Origin of the sequence: Vibrio sp. 1F279, from assembly GCF_041439815.1 — a bacterium.
Lineage (GTDB): Bacteria > Pseudomonadota > Gammaproteobacteria > Enterobacterales > Vibrionaceae > Vibrio > Vibrio tasmaniensis_A.
Window position 1 is genome coordinate 31706 of sequence record NZ_JBGOOU010000026.1, and the last position, 17991, is coordinate 49696.

General features: G+C 43.4%; 24 protein-coding genes, 1 tRNA gene and 1 pseudogene. 20 read left to right on the plus strand and 6 right to left on the minus strand.

Going from position 1 to position 17991, the window contains the following annotated elements; translation table 11 throughout:
• Positions 1-4: 4 nt before the first annotated feature.
• From ACED60_RS17575 to ACED60_RS17585, 3 genes are read right to left on the minus strand one after another with little or no spacing between them, the layout of a single operon-like run.
• Entirely contained in the window at positions 5-925 is a 921-nt protein-coding gene (locus ACED60_RS17575) for a tyrosine-type recombinase/integrase (protein WP_019821568.1), read from the minus strand.
• Entirely contained in the window at positions 888-1175 is a 288-nt protein-coding gene (locus ACED60_RS17580) for a hypothetical protein (RefSeq protein WP_371728079.1), read from the minus strand. Before ACED60_RS17580 ends, ACED60_RS17575 begins: the two co-directional genes overlap by 38 nt.
• Complete coding sequence (locus ACED60_RS17585) at positions 1168-1434, minus strand: hypothetical protein (protein WP_102420902.1); 267 nt, start codon at positions 1432-1434, stop codon at positions 1168-1170. The genes ACED60_RS17580 and ACED60_RS17585 overlap by 8 nt, the downstream gene beginning before the upstream one ends.
• 534 nt (positions 1435-1968) lie before the next feature.
• Here ACED60_RS17585 and ACED60_RS17590 point away from each other — a divergent pair.
• The 11 genes from ACED60_RS17590 to ACED60_RS17640 all read left to right on the plus strand — a co-directional run bounded on the left by ACED60_RS17590 (position 1969) and on the right by ACED60_RS17640 (position 11215).
• On the plus strand, positions 1969-2406 hold the full coding sequence (locus ACED60_RS17590; protein WP_102300587.1) for a single-stranded DNA-binding protein: 438 nt from the start codon (positions 1969-1971) through the stop codon (positions 2404-2406).
• 14 nt (positions 2407-2420) lie between these two features.
• Positions 2421-2654, plus strand: a complete 234-nt coding sequence (locus ACED60_RS17595; protein WP_019821570.1) for a hypothetical protein — start codon at positions 2421-2423, stop codon at positions 2652-2654.
• A gap of 95 nt (positions 2655-2749) precedes the next feature.
• Entirely contained in the window at positions 2750-4873 is a 2124-nt protein-coding gene (locus ACED60_RS17600; RefSeq protein WP_371728080.1) for a DNA topoisomerase III, read from the plus strand.
• Complete coding sequence (locus ACED60_RS17605) at positions 4870-5097, plus strand: hypothetical protein (protein ID WP_102420898.1); 228 nt, start codon at positions 4870-4872, stop codon at positions 5095-5097. Before ACED60_RS17600 ends, ACED60_RS17605 begins: the two co-directional genes overlap by 4 nt.
• 305 nt (positions 5098-5402) lie before the next feature.
• Positions 5403-6089, plus strand: coding sequence for a hypothetical protein (locus ACED60_RS17610; RefSeq protein ID WP_371728081.1), 687 nt, complete (start codon positions 5403-5405; stop codon positions 6087-6089).
• Positions 6086-7723, plus strand: a complete 1638-nt coding sequence (locus tag ACED60_RS17615) for a PcfJ domain-containing protein (RefSeq protein WP_371728082.1) — start codon at positions 6086-6088, stop codon at positions 7721-7723. Before ACED60_RS17610 ends, ACED60_RS17615 begins: the two co-directional genes overlap by 4 nt.
• A gap of 1 nt (position 7724) precedes the next feature.
• A complete protein-coding gene (locus ACED60_RS17620) occupies positions 7725-8162 on the plus strand; it encodes a hypothetical protein (protein WP_371728083.1) in 438 nt (145 codons plus the stop codon).
• Positions 8113-9507, plus strand: a complete 1395-nt coding sequence (locus tag ACED60_RS17625; RefSeq protein ID WP_136985038.1) for a hypothetical protein — start codon at positions 8113-8115, stop codon at positions 9505-9507. Before ACED60_RS17620 ends, ACED60_RS17625 begins: the two co-directional genes overlap by 50 nt.
• A 3-nt stretch (positions 9508-9510) precedes the next feature.
• Complete coding sequence (locus tag ACED60_RS17630) at positions 9511-9852, plus strand: hypothetical protein (RefSeq protein WP_136985037.1); 342 nt, start codon at positions 9511-9513, stop codon at positions 9850-9852.
• Positions 9853-9943: 91 nt separating this feature from the next.
• Positions 9944-10651: a hypothetical protein gene (locus ACED60_RS17635; RefSeq protein ID WP_206360793.1), complete on the plus strand. Its 708-nt coding sequence runs from the start codon at positions 9944-9946 to the stop codon at positions 10649-10651.
• A gap of 399 nt (positions 10652-11050) precedes the next feature.
• Entirely contained in the window at positions 11051-11215 is a 165-nt protein-coding gene (locus ACED60_RS17640; RefSeq protein WP_371728084.1) for a hypothetical protein, read from the plus strand.
• A gap of 12 nt (positions 11216-11227) precedes the next feature.
• Here ACED60_RS17640 and ACED60_RS17645 read toward each other — a convergent pair whose 3' ends face one another.
• Positions 11228-11509 (minus strand): hypothetical protein, encoded by a 282-nt coding sequence (locus ACED60_RS17645; protein ID WP_102333834.1) that lies wholly within the window; start codon positions 11507-11509, stop codon positions 11228-11230.
• 23 nt (positions 11510-11532) lie between these two features.
• Positions 11533-11607: transfer RNA gene (locus tag ACED60_RS17650), tRNA-Gly, on the minus strand.
• A 148-nt stretch (positions 11608-11755) separates the two neighbouring features.
• Here ACED60_RS17650 and ACED60_RS17655 point away from each other — a divergent pair.
• The 3 genes from ACED60_RS17655 (at position 11756) to ACED60_RS17665 (ending at position 14314) form a co-directional block, all read left to right on the plus strand.
• Complete coding sequence (locus ACED60_RS17655) at positions 11756-12094, plus strand: DUF3024 domain-containing protein (RefSeq protein WP_017110279.1); 339 nt, start codon at positions 11756-11758, stop codon at positions 12092-12094.
• Between the two features lie 380 nt (positions 12095-12474).
• Entirely contained in the window at positions 12475-13593 is a 1119-nt protein-coding gene (locus ACED60_RS17660; RefSeq protein WP_136985707.1) for an ATP/GTP-binding protein, read from the plus strand.
• Positions 13583-14314, plus strand: a complete 732-nt coding sequence (locus tag ACED60_RS17665; protein WP_136985708.1) for a hypothetical protein — start codon at positions 13583-13585, stop codon at positions 14312-14314. The genes ACED60_RS17660 and ACED60_RS17665 overlap by 11 nt, the downstream gene beginning before the upstream one ends.
• A gap of 49 nt (positions 14315-14363) precedes the next feature.
• On the opposite strand, the pseudogene ACED60_RS17670 reads toward ACED60_RS17665, so the two are convergent.
• Positions 14364-14725: pseudogene (locus ACED60_RS17670) on the minus strand (regulator).
• Positions 14726-15254: 529 nt separating this feature from the next.
• On the opposite strand from ACED60_RS17670, the gene ACED60_RS17675 reads away from it, so the two are divergent.
• The 6 genes from ACED60_RS17675 (at position 15255) to ACED60_RS17700 (ending at position 17870) form a co-directional block, all read left to right on the plus strand.
• Positions 15255-15698 carry a DUF3577 domain-containing protein gene (locus ACED60_RS17675; protein ID WP_371728085.1) on the plus strand — a complete coding sequence of 148 codons (444 nt, stop codon included), beginning with the start codon at positions 15255-15257 and terminating at the stop codon, positions 15696-15698.
• A 123-nt stretch (positions 15699-15821) separates the two neighbouring features.
• Positions 15822-16340 carry a hypothetical protein gene (locus tag ACED60_RS17680; RefSeq protein WP_371728086.1) on the plus strand — a complete coding sequence of 173 codons (519 nt, stop codon included), beginning with the start codon at positions 15822-15824 and terminating at the stop codon, positions 16338-16340.
• A gap of 74 nt (positions 16341-16414) precedes the next feature.
• A complete protein-coding gene (locus ACED60_RS17685) occupies positions 16415-16648 on the plus strand; it encodes a hypothetical protein (protein ID WP_136985710.1) in 234 nt (77 codons plus the stop codon).
• A gap of 78 nt (positions 16649-16726) precedes the next feature.
• The gene (locus ACED60_RS17690; RefSeq protein WP_102423182.1) at positions 16727-17068 is read left to right on the plus strand and encodes a hypothetical protein; all 342 of its coding nucleotides are present in this window, start codon (positions 16727-16729) and stop codon (positions 17066-17068) included.
• Positions 17069-17165: 97 nt separating this feature from the next.
• Positions 17166-17480, plus strand: a complete 315-nt coding sequence (locus ACED60_RS17695) for a hypothetical protein (RefSeq protein WP_198599960.1) — start codon at positions 17166-17168, stop codon at positions 17478-17480.
• A gap of 114 nt (positions 17481-17594) precedes the next feature.
• On the plus strand, positions 17595-17870 hold the full coding sequence (locus ACED60_RS17700; protein WP_102420885.1) for a hypothetical protein: 276 nt from the start codon (positions 17595-17597) through the stop codon (positions 17868-17870).
• Positions 17871-17991 lie beyond the last annotated feature (121 nt).

Genomic DNA, 17991 nt, shown 5'->3' on the forward strand with positions numbered 1-17991 from the left:
ATTTCTACGAACACGTACCTCGATGAAGATAGTGAGGTGTGATCTCTTTTCTGAAATGGCCAAGCTCTTGGCTGATGATTTCCAGTTTTTCTTCGTAACTTTTATCGGGAATAGAACGATTAAGCCGATCTTGTGCGTAAGTATATCTTAACCCATGAGCACCGTGTGACCAGCCTAGAACTCGCTTAGACAATTGACTGAAAGCATCGGTAAATTTTTTCCCGCCAGTGATGTTGTACCGGTTAGTGATAGTACATTTTCGGTCTTTGATTTGTCGGGGTTCACTCAGACGATGCCTCTCTAATTTTTTCGCTAAACAATGCGGGATCATGACGGCTCGATATAGTCCCCCTTTGCCTTTCACTACGTATTTCTCGCCTTGCAAACCCGAAAACAAATCACTGCGCCATTTTCGATCTTTTGACGCTGAAGCTTCGTCAAATCGTTGGAGGGTGAGGAGCTCTTGTACTCTGAGCCCCGCTGTAAAACAAAGCGCGGTAGCTAACTGATTTTCTGGAGTTTGATGTGTCATGATTTGATGAATTTGTTCGTGAGTATAAGCTCGATTTACCCACTCTCTAGGATCGAGTTTTTCTTCTATATAAAGCCTACGCTCTGGCTCATGTAAATAAACGATCCGCTCTAGTACACGCCGCTCATTTGCAAGCATTTTACTACAAACTTTACCGACTCGGGATGATAAATAATCCAATGCCATTTGTGGCGTAATATCTATTAGCATGGATGCGCCCATCCGCTCTTGAATAAAGGCAGCTGTCTCCACATGTCGAAAAAGAGTGGATTGACTTCTTAATTTTCCTTTCGCCTCTTTTTTGTTTTTACCTAGCCCAAAATAGTGGAAATTGAAAAAATTTCTCGCCTTGCGCTCAAACTTTTTTCGTCGGGAGCTTTTTTTGTTTGGCATATTCCGCCTCCCATTGTTTAATTCTTAAAGCAACTTGAGTATGAGAGCGGTGAACGTTTTTATGTATTGCAAGCCACTTTACTATATCGTGATAAGAGCAGCCCATCTCGCGCCTGAAAAATAATAGTTCAGAACGATAGCGATCTAAAGGCGATCCTTTTTTCTGTGATGGTTTTGTTATTTGGGTATATTCATGATCGATAACAAGATAATTGTTATCGATTAATTCATTAAATAATTGATTACTCATACTTTGCCATGGATTTAATATCTTTTAGGAAAGGATCATCTTTCCAAGCGACAGAAGTCATATAGTGGATCTGGCTCAAGGATGCTTTCGTACTATGTTTATTGTCAAGCCAAATTGAAATTTTTTTATAACTTAAATTAACATGCCTCAAGATGAGTATTTCCTTTTTGAATGATTCAAGTTTAGAATTTTTCTTTTTCTTATCACGTTGAATCTGCCTCATTTGATTAATAAGACTTTCGCGATATTTAGGTTTCATAATAAAGACTCAAGTAAAACAGGTTTCTAGATAACCTTAAGGTAAGAATTTGCTTCAGTAAACCATTAAACGGCTTCAATGTGGCGCAAACAGGCCCCCTCAGCGGTGAGCAAGGCGATCAGCGCTGAGGGGGCACGGGGTGAAAAACGGGGGATTTCGGTATTACGTTGAGGCAAGGTGTAAATAAATGAGGCAGTAAATAGAAATAACACGTGTGAGGCAGTAGCAAGGTGAAAAATGGAGCGTACGCGACAACCTTGTTGATGGAACAATATATTGTAGTTTGAGGCAGGAGGGGAAAGGGAAAGCAAAGGGGTGAGGCAAAAGAAATAAAGCGTTAAGCGATCAGTTTTGTGTATTGATACGTGATGAGTATAATAATAAATTATTGTTGGGCGAAACTTTAAATAGTGTAACACAAAATAAAAAATAAATACTCGTTAAAAATACATCCACCAATGTATTTTTAACGAGTATTTTTCTATTGCCTTTTTGATACTGTTTCTCGTGATTTTATTCAAAGGAGAAAAACAGATGGCAAAAGGTCTTTTTATTTTTGATGGCAATATTGGTATGACACCAGAATTGCGTTGGCAGCCGGCGAATGACCGCTCGAATGGTGAAGCTAGACCGTTATTAAAATTTAACGTCAAGTACGACCGTTTAATTAAAACACAAGATCCAGAGCGTCCTTATGAAGATAAGGGCGGTTTTTGGGTAGATATCAGTTATTGGGGGCGTGACGCTGAGGCGTTAAGTAAGTTATTACAAAAAGGCATGCGCGTACGTATTGAAGGCGAACTCCGCATCGACGTTTGGGAAGATAAAAATAACCCAGGCCAAATGACGTCAGGCATGGCATTAACGGCTTCGTTAATTACCATCATGGCGCAGCGTGTGGATGCGGTGTTATTAAAAAAGCCACAACAATCAGGGGCGAATAATAACCCAGCCTCTCAATCTGAACTTTAAATAGGGAGTGATAGATGAGAGGAGTGAATTTATCTAACGCGATTGCGGCGCTTCGATTTCGTGTGCGGTCGCGCCGAAGTGGTGACGCCGACCAACGCGCTCAAGCGGAGCTCGGCGTGAAAGCGCAAGAGCCATTTTGTTCGCAAGTGCAGCAAGCTTTAATTGGCAACCGTGAAGGCATGACGCTCAGTAAGGTCACGCCAGGTTGGGTGAAGAAACAACTCGCCAGCAAGGTGACGACATCATGATGGGTGACTTGTTATTGGGTCAGTGCTTTCTTTATCAAGAAGGCGCTCTAAATGTGACGCGGTCACCTTATTTGTGCGTCGGTTGGAGGTAAACCATGCGTGTGTTTTTATGTGAAAAACCGTCCCAAGGACGCGACATTGCCAAGGTATTGGGTTGTCATGAAAAAATCGAGGGGGCGCTGCGCGGTCAAGGTGTGGTCGTGACCTGGGGGTTTGGTCATATTCTGTCTCAAGCCGACCCGGAGCATTATGACCCCGCATTAAAAGCTTGGTCTTATGACACGCTCCCTATCGTGCCATCGACCTGGCAAATGGTCGTGCCACCGGACAAGAAGAAACAGTTCAATGTCATCAAGAAATTATTGGCCAGCGCGACAGAGGTGGTGATAGCCACCGATGCTGACCGTGAAGGGGAGGTGATTGCTCGTGAGATTTTAGAGTTTGTGGGTTACCAAGGCCAAGTCTCTCGACTTTGGCTCAGCGCCTTAGACGAAGCCAGCATTCGAAAAGGTCTGGATAATCTCAAACCCGGCAGTGAAACCGAATCGCTCTATTGGGCGGGGCTTGGCCGCAGTCAAGCCGACTGGTTGTTGGGTATGAACCTAACGCGGCTTTGCTCTCTAGTGGGACGGGAAGCCGGTTATCGCGCCGCTTTATCGGTGGGCCGTGTTCAAACGCCCACCTTACGGTTGGTGGTTGAGCGAGACTTGGCCATCGCTCACTTTGTCTCTAAACCGTTTTATGACGTCGTCGGTGACGCAGGATTCTCGTCTAAATGGCAAGTGCCAGAAGCGCAAAGCGATGAAGCAGGGCGTTGTTTGTCTCGTGAGGTGGCCGAGCGTGTGGCTCGTGACTGTCAGGGGCAAGCCGCGACAGTGACGGCGTTTGATACCAAACGCCAAAAAGCCAAACATCCTGCGCTGTTTTTCTTGGGCTCTCTGCAGAAGGCCATGTCGGCTCAGTTCGGTTACACCGCGCAGCAAGTGCTCGATACGGCGCAAGCCTTGTATGAAAAGCACAAACTGACTACCTATCCGCGTACCGATTGTGCGTTCTTGCCGGTGAGTCAGCAGGGCGAAGTGACTCAAATCTTGAAGACGCTGGGTCAGACTTCCGAGTTCGCATCGATGTGCCAGGGCGCGGACGGGGCAATAAGCAGCGCGTGTTGGAACGATAAAAAAGTGGCGCAAAGCTCGCACCACGCCATCATTCCCACCGCGAAAGTGCCGACGCTCACCGGACTGACCGAGTGCGAAAAACACGTGTATCAAGCCATCGTGCAGCGATACGTGGCTCAGTTCTATCCGCATGCTGAAGATGACGCCACTGTGATTGAATTGCAGTGTGTGGGTCACCGCTTTAAAACCTCCGGCAAAGTGGAGCGCGTTAAAGGCTGGCGGGTTGTGGCGAAAGAAGAAAAAGAAGAGGGGAAAGGGAAGAGCGAAGACAGTGCATCTCAATCTCTGCCTTCCTTAACGGTCGGTCAGTCGCTGACGTTTTCCCAGGTCAATGTGGTGAGTAAGAAAACCACGCCGCCTTCTGCGTTTACCGAAGGGACGCTCCTCGATGCGATGGCCAATATTGCACGCAGCGATAATGTTCCGGCTCAATTCAAAGCGATTTTGAAAGAGACGGCAGGGCTTGGCACGCAAGCAACGCGCGCGGCCATTATTGAGACGCTCAAAAAGCGCGGCTTTGTGGAAGCAAAAGGGAAAAAGCTCCTAAGTAGCGAAGCGGGACGCGGTTTGATTCAGGCGCTGCCGAACGAAGTGAGCAATCCGGTGATGACCGCGATTTGGGAGCAGTCGCTCGAAAGCATTGCCAAGCGAGAGATGAGCCTCGATGCCTTTATGCAAAACCAAGAAGGATTTGTGCGCGCCATTGTTAGTAAGGTGAAGTCCGGAGACATCACTATTACCTTACCGAAAGTCGTTGAGCCCGAAGCGCCCTGCCCGTTGTGTGGCAAAAAAATGCGCCTTCGCTCGACCAAGAAACCGTTTTGGGCATGTGAAGACCGCGAGCAATGTGGCCTTATCCTCGATAGCGTGCGCGGCAAGCCCGCCAAAAATCAAAAGTGTGCCTGTGGCAAAGGTGTGTTGGTGCGCAAGTCCGGGAAAAACAAAGGCAGTTTCTATTGGAGCTGCAGTGCGTGGAAACAAGGCTGTCAGAAGCGTCATTTCGATGACAAAGGCAAGTTAGGAAAGGAGATGGGTTCATGATAGTCGCCCGTTCGTTATCACCGGCTGAGCCCGACCTGATGGAAGGGCGCACGTTGGCATTGCTTCGTATTCTGAGCTTGGAGGGGGTGGAAATGGTTCAGTACCACGCCCCCAAAGGCGGCTGGACGCACGATACGTTGGAGTGTGTCGACTATTTCTCAGTGAGTCCTGATGGTTGGGATGCTTACCTCGATGAGCAGTGGATTGGCTCTTCTGAGGTTTGAAGTCAAAAAGGATTAAATTATGAGTCGGCTAGACGACACAAAAAATTCAGCTTTAAGCGCTTAATGGGTGAAAGGGGTATGAGGCAGTTTCTCACAGAAAGGCACCTGAATGCGTTGTTGTCGATGTATTCAGAGCGGGACTTTCCTAACAGTACTCGAAAGGCGGTGCGCCTTCGTATTATTCATGGCCACACTTACGAGTTGGCGGAGTTTATCACCGGCGTTTCGCGCCGCAATATTTATAACGGGGTGAAAAAATTGAAAGTCGCGCATGACGTTATGATGAAAACTTATGGAGGGGAAGGATGAATCCGTCTATCGAGATGACGTTGCTTGAGTTTTTCAAGCGAGCCCGTCGCCCACTGTATTATAAATCTAAATTGAATCAGCTTCGTAATCATGAAGTCTTGTCACTGGGTGGGGTTCGTCAATCTATCGGTCAACGTCGTTTTGCGTATGGCCAAGCCTACCTCAAGAAACTGACGAAAGGCCAATATATCTTTGTTGGGTTATGGACGTTACCTAGTAAACCTGAGCGTCAAGATTGCTGGATACAAGGCACCTTTACTTTAAGTAAAGGCGTGATGCGTTTTGAGTCAAGCGTGACAATCGCGCATTTGCACGGCTTTTTTAAAGTCTGTCGTTATCTTGGGGTGCATAAGCGAGCCTGTGTCACGCGATATCACCGTGCCAGTGAGGCCTATAGACAGGCGCAACGTCAATGGGAGCAACAGTGGGAAGACTCGGAGAACGAATATACCACTCACCTTGAGCCAGAAGATTTTTCTTACACATTGTCGATAAGGATAGGGCCTAGACCTTCTCGTTCTGATTTTGGTTGTTGGTTTCTTGCGCACGAGCACTCGCCGATTTTTGATGGTGAAGTGATGAGCTTTCATCACTTGAATCTGGATAGGGTGGACTTTGACACACACGACCGCATGGTGACGCCTCCGCGCAGCGCGTTAATTCAAAAAAGGGAGGGCCGATGAACACGTTAACGGCCTTGCCGCCACCCCAAGTGTTACTGTCATCGACGATGGCTTCGTTTCACGGTATGGAGGGTGAACAAGAGCAATCGAAGGTGCTGGCATGGCAAACGCTCTACCGCTTTTTAAACGACCAGTCTTGGCGAAGAATGGTCAAACGCGAGCAAGATGGAGCATTCGATACGTTAGTGCTGGCTGGACTCTTTCGTCTCGTTAAGCACCCCAATCAAAAAGTCACTATGCAGCGTCTCTCGTTAACGTGGGATGGGGAGCATAATCTCCACGGGTCTTGGGTTGGATGCCAGTATTCGCCTGATTTTATGATGCAATCTCGTCAGGATTCATTGGCGTGGCGGTTTTACAACATATTGGAATACGTGATAGGCGCGCTATTGTCGGATTTGGAAAAGCAAGGGATTCAAGCGCTCAGTGTGCCAGTGAAAGCGCCGAAAAAAGGCGATTATGACGGGATGGATATGACACCAGTACCGATGGCTTATCTTGATATGGGGAAAACAACCAAACAGTGGGTTTCAAAGCGGTTTGGTCAGCAATTTGGTTTTCTTGAACATGGCATCAAGCTAGGTGGACGCGCGCTCTATAAACACCTGTGGGATTTTGTCGATAAAGAGAAGTTGTCGCTCTACCTGCAAATATACCAATGCTCGCTGAGCCAGGTATCTTTTGGGCAGCTGCATTCCTTTAGCAATAAGGTCAAGGATGTGAGTGCCTATCAACGTCACCGAGTATGGTTGCCCTGGTTAAGTGTGTTGCCAGGAGGAGTCAACCGCCACATACATCCTAATCTATTCAGCTACGAACATTTGCTTTCCCATTTGCCTACAGAGGTCAGTAAAGGCGTCATTCGAAAAATTAATCGTCAACCAAGAAAAGTACAAGCTTTGCTTATCCAAGCAAGGATGTGGACACCTTCAGAGCTGTCGCTGCTTGATGCGCTTACGGGGTATTCCACCACGATTCAGGTTCGCCTCTTATCAACCATAAGGGACCAAAAGGCGCGACATGACCATCACGGGGTTTTGGATTTTGAGCGCCTTCAGCGTGTGGTGTTTCGATGGGCGCAATACTTCAAGCCCATGATTGGGCGCGTTAAGGTGCGCAAACAAAAAGAGCAATGGCGCCGAGCCCTCAACCAATTTAATGATGTGTTCGATTGGGTAGAGCGCGAGGATGCCGTCATCCACAAAAATCAATCTTGGTACGCTTTGGTCCAGCAACATGAACGCTGGGTGGCCAGAATGAACACCGACAGGTTGGATGCGGACGCGCAAATGAATGCGTTGACGTGGGAAAGAGCCGAGTGGGAGACGTTTGACACGCAAGGCATAACAGTGGAAGAAATCACCACAGGACTTGGGCTGAGAAGGGAAGCCAGAGAAATGGAACACTGCGTATTTTCTTACCTCGATGACTGTGTGAAGCAGCGTTATCGCGTGTTTACATTGACCTCTGATGCAGAGCGAGCGACGTTAGGGCTTTATCAAGACTCCGTGTCACGCCTCGTACAATACGATCAATTGCGCGGTGCAAGAAACGACTTGAGTAGCCAAGCTATGGAGCAGGTAGCGAAGCAGTTGATTGAGACAATAAATAAGACGAAAAATGAAGGAAGTTAACATGATAAATTCAATTGCGCCGACTCAAATTCCAACATTAAAAGAGGTTGATCCTAAAGCTGACATGAGATGTGACATTCCCATTCGATTGCATTATTGCTCAGAAAGCCATCATGAGTACCAATCCCAAAAAGCGCAGATATCGGTAGGAGCCATTTCGCCTGACGACGACATTGAAGAGAGACTGGAACAAAGCCAGCTCACGTTATCTGTTGAAGCATCTCGCTATCTGCTTGCGCATATATCCTATGCGTATTTTGATTACGGAATTGATGTGGTTCATACCAGCGTGCTCCCTTATAAAGGGAAAATTTCGCATTTACCTCTCTGTTTATTATTACCTTACGTGCTAAATTGCGCACGCGTGAAGTTGTTTATTAGGTTTTATAATGAAAAAAGAAACAGATTCTCTCATTGTTGTTCAGCGGATTCGCCTTAAAAAGCATATTAAAAATAGTAAATCATTGAAAAGTAGACTGCGTAGGGCGAAACGGACTAAAAAGCAAAACAAGGATGCTCAGAGCATTCAGGGTTACAAGCTACACATGCCTGATGCTTTGTTATGCAATGAACTCTCAGTGTTATCACCCAAGAGTCAACCTAGCTTTTTCGCGATCAATAATGGTAAATATAAATTTAAAGTACCTGGTTGCTTTGACTTATTTGCTGCTCCTGAAGAAGTATTAACGGCTATTGCAAAATTTAGGTCGGCAGCTCTTAACCCTAAAATTGATGAAATCAATATTTACCACCGAAATGTGGTTTCAAATTGTTTAGCTAGTGAGGTTTTGTTAGGAATAGTTGCTAGTGAGGTTAGAAATTTTAGAGGACGACATAAGCACCCTTTGAGGTATCAAGGTGTCTTGCCGAAAAGTCGTTCACGAGCAGCTAGAGTACTACTTGTTCATACTGGTTTGCTGAGGCAGCTAATGGACAAAGATAATGAAGACGCTAAACAAATTAGTCACAACCGAGACGTTCATGTATATCGTGCTGAGAATCGATTTGAACAAGCTTTAAGCTCCACAGGTGATGATAAGACAACAGAGGTAGCTGAAGAGTGTGTGGAGCACTTAGAAGAGTGTTTAAATGAACACCTATTAACTTTGAGCGCTTCAGCTAAGTTCCGACTTGTCGCCTGTCTAGGGGAGATTCTAGATAATGCTAATGAGCATTGTAATAGAACGTCAAAGGTTTGGTATGTGCGCAGTTATCTGAACAATAACTGGAAGAAGCATCGTTATTTTGAGTTGTGTGTATTTAACCTTGGTCAATCTATAGCTGAAAGCTTTGAAGTGCTTGATGATGTTAGTGCAATAAAAAGAGAAGCTCTTTCGTATGTACAAAAACATATCAACGTTCCGGGGCTGACGAAAGAATCGCTACTTACGGTTGCTGCGTTACAAGGAAACGTAAGCTCCAAAAGAGATACGGATGATACTCGTGGTCAGGGTTCGGTTACGTTAATTGAAACCTTTGAAACAATATATAACGATTATTGTAGCTTACGTGTAAATGGTTCTGATAATGCACCTTTGCCTCAGATGAGTTTAATATCAGGCAATACGGTTATAAACTTTGATAGTACATACTCATCTCTAACACATGAGCATGACGATGGTTCGGAAAGTTTTGTAATCTCTTTCAATAAAAGTAATACTCTAGATGAAAGACCAGATCCTGAGTACGTACGAACTATGAAAGAGGTTAAGTTTCCTGGTGTGATGATAAATATCAGAATACCGCTGCAGGGACACACGTTACCTCTTAGTTCTGAGGAGTGATAGGTGAACCAAGATAATGGTAATAATGACATGCTAATAATTGACTTCACTAAACTGGAGAGCACAACCCTTTTTACTGGGCGTAAAAATGGTAAGCGCGCAAAAGATAAATTTGGCATCAAGACAGCAAAGAAGTTTCTGTTTAAGGCGGCTCCGGAACAAGTGATTACTAGCTCATATTTTTTAGGCTTAGTAGGGGATGAGCTTAAACATTTACTGTTGGGTCTAAAAGATATAAATGAATTACTTGAGCATATGGATACTGATAGCTTAAATGAAATTAGTAAAAACGAATGTATTAGGGCTGTACGACGCGGCTTGGTTTCAAGTAGCAGCTTGAGCTAGTTTGATGGTACATCATATTCGCCTTCTAATATTGAGCCTTACAATTTTAATTACTTGCGTATCCTGCTCATGGTATGCAAATAATTATACCTTGACGAGTAATAGCTCAAAGGTTATCAGCTCAGAAAGTGTTGTTGTTACACTTTCTGAATCAACTCCGATCAAAGGAGTTTCAATCTCTCTTCCTTCCTCAGATTTTTCTACAAATAAATCGCCATCATCCATAGCAGCTGAGGTTCCTGTAAAGTTGGAGTCTTACGAGTTTGATGACCTTAATAAACAACATGTAATAAGGTTAGTGGTTAGTCCTCCACACGAGGTTTTAAAAGAAACAGAAACTGTAGGTGCGAGCAGAGTTTCGTTGTCCGATTTAGGAAGTATAGGTGCTCTTGTTATTGCAATAGTTACTTGGTTCGGGACTAACAAACAGAGCAAACGTCTTCAGCGTCAGTCTATTGAGGAAGGCTTCTGGATGAGGGAGGTTCTGATACCTCATTTTATGGATGACTTCTTAGAGTTTGTTAAGGATGCACCTAAGCGGTTTTCCGAAACCGGAAATATAACTCAATTTTACGCTAATTATGCTTTGGCTGAACTAAATAAACTTCGAGAGTCATTGATACTTGTAAAAGCGATCAACGCAGAATTGAAAATGAAATTTGAAGAAGCGATTGAAGATTTTGAAGATACAATTGGTGAAGATGAATCTATGGATGGGCAAGCCTTAAATCAAGCTCTTACAACAATGACAGTCACAGTAACGAACTCTATCCGCAAAGCTCAAATTAACATAACGTAAGCAAATAAAGCATCTGAAGTTCTATTGGACTCAGCCCTATCACTCTTTAAGAGTGACAGGGCTGACAACGCCCGCCAATACTAAGCTGATAAGCCTTATCTACGAATGCTAATCGAATGACCACGGAGCTATAGACGCTCTCAGCGCCTCCTTTCTTGCTTGTTACTACCTTAGATACAATAATCAGGTTCAATCACTTCAATACAGCAGTCGCTGTCAGGATGATTGCAATAAAACCCAATACTTTTATCGCATTCTAATTTCTGGCCCACTCGGGCTATACAAAGTAGGCTACTTATCCCTGAGTAATTCTCGGTATATAGGAACCGACTGAACAATGACTATATCCAGGACTTGAGCCTGTTGGATTATGATGAAATCAGAGACTTGGTTCAATGGATGAAGAAGTATAAAGAAGAAGGCTGGTATCTCGTGGGGCTTCACGATATTCACATCTCAGGAGAGTTATGCGAAAACATTCAGTTTACGTTGTTTTTAAGCCCCTATGTGTTTGCGCTTGAAGATAGGTTAGCGGCACTGACAGAAGGTCACGACAAAAAGTAAGTGGTTTTTGTTTCAGCTCAGCGACTCTTCATCCAGGTTGAGCGTAGGTTTTGGATGCTGCTGCAGTACTTTAGACAGCACGCCACGGTTCACGTTGAGCGTTCGGGCTACTTTGGTTTTATTTTGGCTGATGAGATCGACGGACTCTTGGAATATGACGGGTTTAAAAGCGTCCAGTATGACGCTGACGTCTGGTATTTCAGCCTTCTCGTCAAACTGAGCCAGATACGATTTTAAACTGGCTTTGAAGGCTTTTTTAGCTTGTTTCATTTCGTCAGAAGGGGGCGTTTGCATGAGGACTACCTTAGAGCGTGAGTTGGAGCGTGCAGCGGGAATCGAACCCGCATCATCAGCTTGGAAGGCTGAGGTAATAGCCATTATACGATGCACGCAACGAAGCGCCTGTGAGGAGAGCTCCGGCCAATGGCGTTCCTGTACCCCACTGGCGCAAGCATTGTAACGAATAATCGTTTTGGTTCAAGGGGGCGTTAACGTTATCATGACGGTTTTGGTGGTTGATGTTAACGGTTGGAGTAATAGATGGCTTTTAGTGAATTTGAGTGCGCTCGCTATTTGAAGATGATGGAGCAATTAGTCGAGGACATTCGGCCTCCTCTGGCGATAAGGTCGGAGATCGATTATGTGACTGAGCTGGAGAAGCAAAGTCTGATGCTTTATGAAATGTCCCCTTCATTTTCTGGTGATGGGACAACGCAACGTTTCCCCGTTGCAAAAATAACGTACGTAAAAACCAAGAAGCACTGGGTACTTTATGGGATGCGTGCGTCAGGTAAATGGATGCAGCACTCTACCCATCATTTACTGGATTTGGCGATAGGAACACTTAAATTAGATCCTGATAGTAATTTTTTTGGTTGAGAAGATATTTAAAATATCCGTTACTCACGTCAAGTAGTATCAAACACGCGGGTTGGTAATGTGATCAGAAAATATATTATCAACATTTTACCCGTGGCACTTTCTAGCTCGAAAGTGGCCCATTGTTGGATAGACCTTTTACTCATTCACATCCTGTTTATGGGCTTTCCCCTACTAAAAATTATCAATTCTTCCAATGCTGTTTGTTGTAAATTCCCGTGTTGTATCACGGGGGTAAATTCGACGTACTTAATAGCTATCACTGAAACTCAGGCTCTACGAGCTTCTCTATAAAGAACTGCCGTATTTTTTTTACGGCAGTTCTAAGTTGCCTATGTTAGACTGTTATCAGGTAATTATTTATAGTACTGGGGCATTTTATGTTAGCCAATTTTGCTGTATCCAATTTCAGAAACTTCTCTGAAAGATTTAACTTTAGCTTTGAAACAGAAAAGCATTATGAATTCAATACTGATAATGTACAAGATTGCATAATCAAGCATTCAATAGCTTATGGCCATAATGGGTGCGGCAAATCAAACCTTGGCATAGCAATTCTTGATTTAACGTGTCACATCAACGATGTAAACATAATGCATTCATTGAAAACCAACTACTTAAACGGTGATGCACGTAAAGATGAGCTAGCCGTTTTTGAGTATAAGTTTAAGTTTGGGAATGATATCGTTGAGTATTCGTACGGAAAAAGTGATGTTGCAAACACTAGATACGAAAAGTTAGTAATAAATAATGAGCTTGTAGTTTCATTAAATCGTGATGAAAGCGAAAAACTTTTTGTTAAGTTGGCAGGTACAGAAAGCCTTCGCTCTGAAATTACAAACCCCAATATATCAGCTATAAAATATATTAAATCCAATTCCATTTTAGATATGGAAGATAAGAACGCTCAGCTTTTTACTAAGTTTATCGATTTTGTGTCTGGGATGATTTTCTTCCGTACCCTCACACAGAATGCTGACTACTTTGGTCAAATTATTGATACAAATAAGCGCCTATCTCGTGCAATCATAGAGGCAAATAAACTTGGTGATTTCGAGAAGTTTCTCAATGAATCAGGTGTTAGATGTAAGCTAACTGTTATCGGTGAAGAAGAAGATCAACGCATTGCATTCGAGTATAAAAATAAGAATGTAGAATTTTCATACGCAGCATCTACCGGAACAATGTCTTTAGGGATTTTTTATTACTGGTGGTTAAAAGTTGATTCAGGTGAATTAACTTTCGCATATATTGATGAATTTGACGCGTATTACCATTATTCATTATCCCAAGCCATCGTAACTAAAATGAACCAGAGTTCAGGTCAAACAATTCTGACGAGCCATAATCTAAGTATTCTTTCAAATGATTTACTAAGACCTGACTGTTACTTCGTCTTGGCTGATAAACAGTACCCACTCTATAAACTTGTAGATAAAGACTTAAGAAAAGCTCATAACTTGGAGAAAATCTTCAAGGGTTTAACCTATGAATATTAAAAGTTCCATTCTTTGCGTTTTTGAAGGTGAAGTAAGGGAACCGCTATATTTCAATGGTCTTAAACAGTGCTTCTTTGGTGAACAAAGTATAGTTTACTGCTGTTTTGGTAATAATATTTACGAACTACACAGTAAGATGCTAGAAGATGAAGACTTAGATATTTTTGAGGTTATTCAAGAATATAATACTGTCGATAGCAATAAGGACTTGTTTGAAAAATTTAGTCGCGATGATTTCAACCAAGTTTTTCTCTTCTTCGATTTTGAGTTTCATGATGATAAATTCAGCTCTGAAGACTTAACTAAAATGGTTGAAACGTTTGACGAGGAAACTGAATCCGGCAAGTTATTCGTAAGTTATCCGATGGTTGAAGCTATCAGGGATGTTCCTTGTCACAACTCATTTATAGAGCACAAGATAAAGACTGAACAATCCAAAGGTAAAGTTTATAAAGGCTTGTCTACACAAGGTATGACCGACTATCTTGACCCTAGAAAGATAAACGAAGAGAGGTGGACAGACTTAGTTCGCCTAAATGTCGAAAAAGGTAACTTTATTCAAGATGGGACTCGAAATAACTTTAAAAACCCAGAACAATCTGACGTTTTAGATTGCCAGCTCAAGTTGGTTGAAGGCTCAAATGAGTTGTATGTCCTTAGCGCATTTCCTCTTTTTGTCTATCATCAAAAGGGAAGTCAATTTAACTTTGCTAAAAAATAGAGGGCTTGAAGCCCTCTTTTTATTTCACTCCAAATTGGCTCTCTATCTTCTAGTAGCCACCTCTTTCAACCAACATCTTCGAAAGACACCTAGCATATCTAAGTAAGTGAGATGTCGTTTCTAGTTCTAATTCTGACTGTATCTCTAACAAAGCGATGCCAAGTAAAACTTGTTGCGCTGTGACCAAATCGCCCGTTGGTAGTTCTAGTTTGTCATAATGAATTTTAAATTGCTTCCAGTCACTAGTAGGACTGAGTTCTCGCCCTTTTGCCATACGCATAAGCCTTTTACACTCAGGCGGTATTGGTTTTCCTTCATCTCACCCTGTGACCGTTCTCACAGTTTTAAAACACAGTTCAGCAACTTCGTCATTTGGCACTCTAACTCTCGAAAAATGTAATTCTTACTCATTCGCGATACTTCAATGATAAAACCTCTAAATACAAGAGGTTGCACTGATTTAAGGAGATATGCACTATTGAACATTAGCAGGCAAAGTGCGCACTGTAAGAAGGCGTATTAAGTGGCAATATTTGTTTTCCTAAACGAATTATTGTCCAAAACCTTGTTAGGAATTAATAAAACCATTGCGCGGTAAAGCGATTGCCTGCCGATATCAGACACTAATAATGATGAAAAATGAATCAAATAAGATGTGATATAAATCACTTTACAAGCCCATTTGGACTGTTATCCTCAAGATGTTAAACGTTGAATACTGACGAATAGTATTAAACACACGGGGTTAACCCCCCTTAAATGGCTTTCTGAAATGTGTCGTGGCTTCTTTTTAAAGAAGTGAAAGCGTACTTAACTGCCCTCAGCCTATTATTGATAGAGCTTTGGCGCTATACACCGACTTTTTATCACCCCACGGGAAAATTATTTCCCATGGTGGGATGTAATTTTTTCTCGTGCAGCCTGTCTCGGAGAAAACATTATGTCTGATAACAATCAAAACACTTATTTCGACCTTCACACTCATGGATTTGGTTTTCTAAACCGCGTGAGAAAAGTGACACCGAAAAAAGGTGACCCGTTCTACGCAACCACCATCACGTGTTTACGTGGTGATGATAACGAAAGAACGTACATTGACTGCAAAGTAGTAGGGAAAGAGGCGATTGAGCTTTTTGAAGCGCATGGTCTTGATAACTACGACTTTAGCCCACAAGGTGGCGATAAAGGCTCACTGAGTTTTACTATCAGTGATATCTCGCTCGACACCTTTACTTATCAAAGCAACCACAGTACGAAAGCGGGTCAGTTTGGCGCAACCATTAAGGGGCGTCTACTCAAAGTGAAGTATCTGAAGGTGAATGACGTTGTACTTGTACAATCGCCAACACCGACTGGTTCTGATGCAAATCAGCAAGCGGCTTGATGTTTAACTGCCCCAATACACTTTCGTGTGTTGGGGCTTTTTATTACTGTCATTGATTACCCACAGGGGATACGTTCCCCTGTGGCGACGTTTCTCCTTTTTGCCAATATTAGGAGAGCGACAATGAACAATACAATGATGATTCAAGAGACGTATAACGCCTTTGTACTAGAGAGCGTACTCGACACAAATGGTTTCACAAATGAAGAACCCTGTCCTTGCTGCGGTCAAGCTGCTGTAAGACGTGAATTTGATGAGTTACTGGGTGGTTGCATTAATTCAGTTTACTCATTGGATTGTACTCACTGTGACCATCATGAGTGTGACCAAGAGTTTTGCTCTAAGTGCGAAGCCAACATGGAGGAAAATAAACGCGGTTATCTCAAAGCTTGCCACTACGCTGATTTATTCGAAGACATCGAACAAAAACTCCGTAACGGTAAAGCGGTAACAGGCGTTTATTTAACTGAATTGAAACAGACGCTGTACAGCGAGCCCGAAGTGGTGAGTTGGCTGTGTACGTTTTATCTTCTTGATGCTGATGAGCCGCAAGCGGTGGTTCATTGGTTGAAAAAGACCATGCTGGACGCGCGTTTTGATGCACGCCTAGAGGCGCGTATTGAACAAGCGAAATTGAATTAACTATTAACCCAACCCACAGGGGACTCGCTCCCCTATGGCGGCGGCTCTCCTTATTTATTTTCGAGGAGAGCAAGATGGACAAACTCAATCTTTTACAGAAAAAAGCCCTGGCGCTTTTTTCTGTGGCGAGGGGCAGTGATATTTCACCACCAGAGCTGGCAAACGCTGGTTTTATGATGCGTGAAGGGCGCTTTTACCCCGTCGAAGACATTGAAGTGATCCAACAACGCCTTAGCCATGGTTTCATGGTGTGGGATGAATCTACCCCGTTTGTGAACACGCTGAGATTTCAGCGTCGCTCGCATTAGGGGCAACCCATAAACCCATAGAGGGGAATGCCTCCTCTATGGGGGCATTCCTTCTTTTTTACATTAGGAAGAAATGAGATGACTCAACTTATGGTGACGGTAACATTGGCCGGTGGGCAGAAAATCGATTGTGACGTCTCTAAACATCACTATCGTAATAACAAGCAAATCGCGCTCCAGTTATACACAGCCGATACAAAACGAAATGAAGCTTCGGATTCGTTTCCAGGAGAGCCTATGGGCACTCCAACGGTGTGTTTACCAAATAATCACTTCAACGAGAATGAAACGGCCATTAAAGATTGCGACGAGTACGCTGGATTTTTAGGCGCGCTTGAGCAAGCAGGAGTGGTTCGACGTACCACGAGAACCATTCATGGTCCGTATGTTTCGTACAACGTCGTGGAAGTGTTGATCTAACCGTAATGTAACCCATCCGACAGGAATCTCATTCCTGTCGGGGATTGGGGTTTTCTGTCTTTTTTGTTATAGTGTTAACAGAGAATAGGAATAGATAATGACGATGAGTAGTCCAAACGAATTTACCCAAAAAGATCTGATGAAGCATTTGCTCGATGTGTCACAACATGCCGTGACGCGAGAGCAGCTGCAAGAGACAGAGCGTAATCTGAATCGACGTATTGACGAAGTTCGTACTGAGATTGTGGATGTTCGTACTGAATTGAAGCAAGACATTGCGGATGTTCGAACCGAAGTTAAAGAAGTGCGTTCTAAGCTTGATCGATTGCAATGGGCGATTTGTGGAACCATCACTGTGGGTACAGTGACATTACTGTTCAAAGAGCAGATATTAATGGCATTGCTCTCATAAGCATTAGTCCCCAATGACCTAAACCAAACCTACTGACAGGAATCTCTATTCCTGTCGGGATTGGGGTTTTCTGTCTTTTTTGTTATTCTTATTTCATGAATATGGAGAAAGATAATGTGCGAAAAGCAAAAACGTATAGAAGAGTTGGAAAAAGAGAACGCCGAGCTTTACCAAACTTTGTCTAATACATACAAGCTTAATGCTGAAGGGCGAAAGTTCGAAGCTGAGCGAGAAAAGCTCAATGCCGAAGAACAAAAGTTTGAAGCTGAGCGAGAGAGGCTATTAATCGATACGATGAAAATGGTACGTGATATTAAATATCAACCGATATTACTTATCACGCCACTTGTCGTGTCATTGATCGCTTTAGTTGCTGCTATCGCTAAATAACCTCAATTCGACTTAACCTTAAAGCCTCTATCTTAGATAGGGGCTTTTTTAATTACATCGCGCTTTGCGCACCACCCACCAGGGATGTCTCCCAGGTGGGGCATCCTTTTATTTTTTTAAG

What these genes read in the sequence shown, in the direction of transcription:
- ACED60_RS17575 (WP_019821568.1), bottom strand. Translation starts at nt 925, where the DNA reads ATGCCAAACAAAAAAAGCTCCCGACGAAAAAAGTTTGAGCGCAAGGCG.
- ACED60_RS17580 (WP_371728079.1), bottom strand. Translation starts at nt 1,175, where the DNA reads ATGAGTAATCAATTATTTAATGAATTAATCGATAACAATTATCTTGTT.
- ACED60_RS17585 (WP_102420902.1), bottom strand. Translation starts at nt 1,434, where the DNA reads ATGAAACCTAAATATCGCGAAAGTCTTATTAATCAAATGAGGCAGATT.
- ACED60_RS17590 (WP_102300587.1), top strand. Translation starts at nt 1,969, where the DNA reads ATGGCAAAAGGTCTTTTTATTTTTGATGGCAATATTGGTATGACACCA.
- ACED60_RS17595 (WP_019821570.1), top strand. Translation starts at nt 2,421, where the DNA reads ATGAGAGGAGTGAATTTATCTAACGCGATTGCGGCGCTTCGATTTCGT.
- ACED60_RS17600 (WP_371728080.1), top strand. Translation starts at nt 2,750, where the DNA reads ATGCGTGTGTTTTTATGTGAAAAACCGTCCCAAGGACGCGACATTGCC.
- ACED60_RS17605 (WP_102420898.1), top strand. Translation starts at nt 4,870, where the DNA reads ATGATAGTCGCCCGTTCGTTATCACCGGCTGAGCCCGACCTGATGGAA.
- ACED60_RS17610 (WP_371728081.1), top strand. Translation starts at nt 5,403, where the DNA reads ATGAATCCGTCTATCGAGATGACGTTGCTTGAGTTTTTCAAGCGAGCC.
- ACED60_RS17615 (WP_371728082.1), top strand. Translation starts at nt 6,086, where the DNA reads ATGAACACGTTAACGGCCTTGCCGCCACCCCAAGTGTTACTGTCATCG.
- ACED60_RS17620 (WP_371728083.1), top strand. Translation starts at nt 7,725, where the DNA reads ATGATAAATTCAATTGCGCCGACTCAAATTCCAACATTAAAAGAGGTT.
- ACED60_RS17625 (WP_136985038.1), top strand. Translation starts at nt 8,113, where the DNA reads ATGAAAAAAGAAACAGATTCTCTCATTGTTGTTCAGCGGATTCGCCTT.
- ACED60_RS17640 (WP_371728084.1), top strand. Translation starts at nt 11,051, where the DNA reads ATGAAGAAGTATAAAGAAGAAGGCTGGTATCTCGTGGGGCTTCACGAT.
- ACED60_RS17645 (WP_102333834.1), bottom strand. Translation starts at nt 11,509, where the DNA reads ATGCAAACGCCCCCTTCTGACGAAATGAAACAAGCTAAAAAAGCCTTC.
- ACED60_RS17655 (WP_017110279.1), top strand. Translation starts at nt 11,756, where the DNA reads ATGGCTTTTAGTGAATTTGAGTGCGCTCGCTATTTGAAGATGATGGAG.
- ACED60_RS17660 (WP_136985707.1), top strand. Translation starts at nt 12,475, where the DNA reads ATGTTAGCCAATTTTGCTGTATCCAATTTCAGAAACTTCTCTGAAAGA.
- ACED60_RS17665 (WP_136985708.1), top strand. Translation starts at nt 13,583, where the DNA reads ATGAATATTAAAAGTTCCATTCTTTGCGTTTTTGAAGGTGAAGTAAGG.
- ACED60_RS17675 (WP_371728085.1), top strand. Translation starts at nt 15,255, where the DNA reads ATGTCTGATAACAATCAAAACACTTATTTCGACCTTCACACTCATGGA.
- ACED60_RS17680 (WP_371728086.1), top strand. Translation starts at nt 15,822, where the DNA reads ATGAACAATACAATGATGATTCAAGAGACGTATAACGCCTTTGTACTA.
- ACED60_RS17685 (WP_136985710.1), top strand. Translation starts at nt 16,415, where the DNA reads ATGGACAAACTCAATCTTTTACAGAAAAAAGCCCTGGCGCTTTTTTCT.
- ACED60_RS17690 (WP_102423182.1), top strand. Translation starts at nt 16,727, where the DNA reads ATGACTCAACTTATGGTGACGGTAACATTGGCCGGTGGGCAGAAAATC.
- ACED60_RS17695 (WP_198599960.1), top strand. Translation starts at nt 17,166, where the DNA reads ATGACGATGAGTAGTCCAAACGAATTTACCCAAAAAGATCTGATGAAG.
- ACED60_RS17700 (WP_102420885.1), top strand. Translation starts at nt 17,595, where the DNA reads ATGTGCGAAAAGCAAAAACGTATAGAAGAGTTGGAAAAAGAGAACGCC.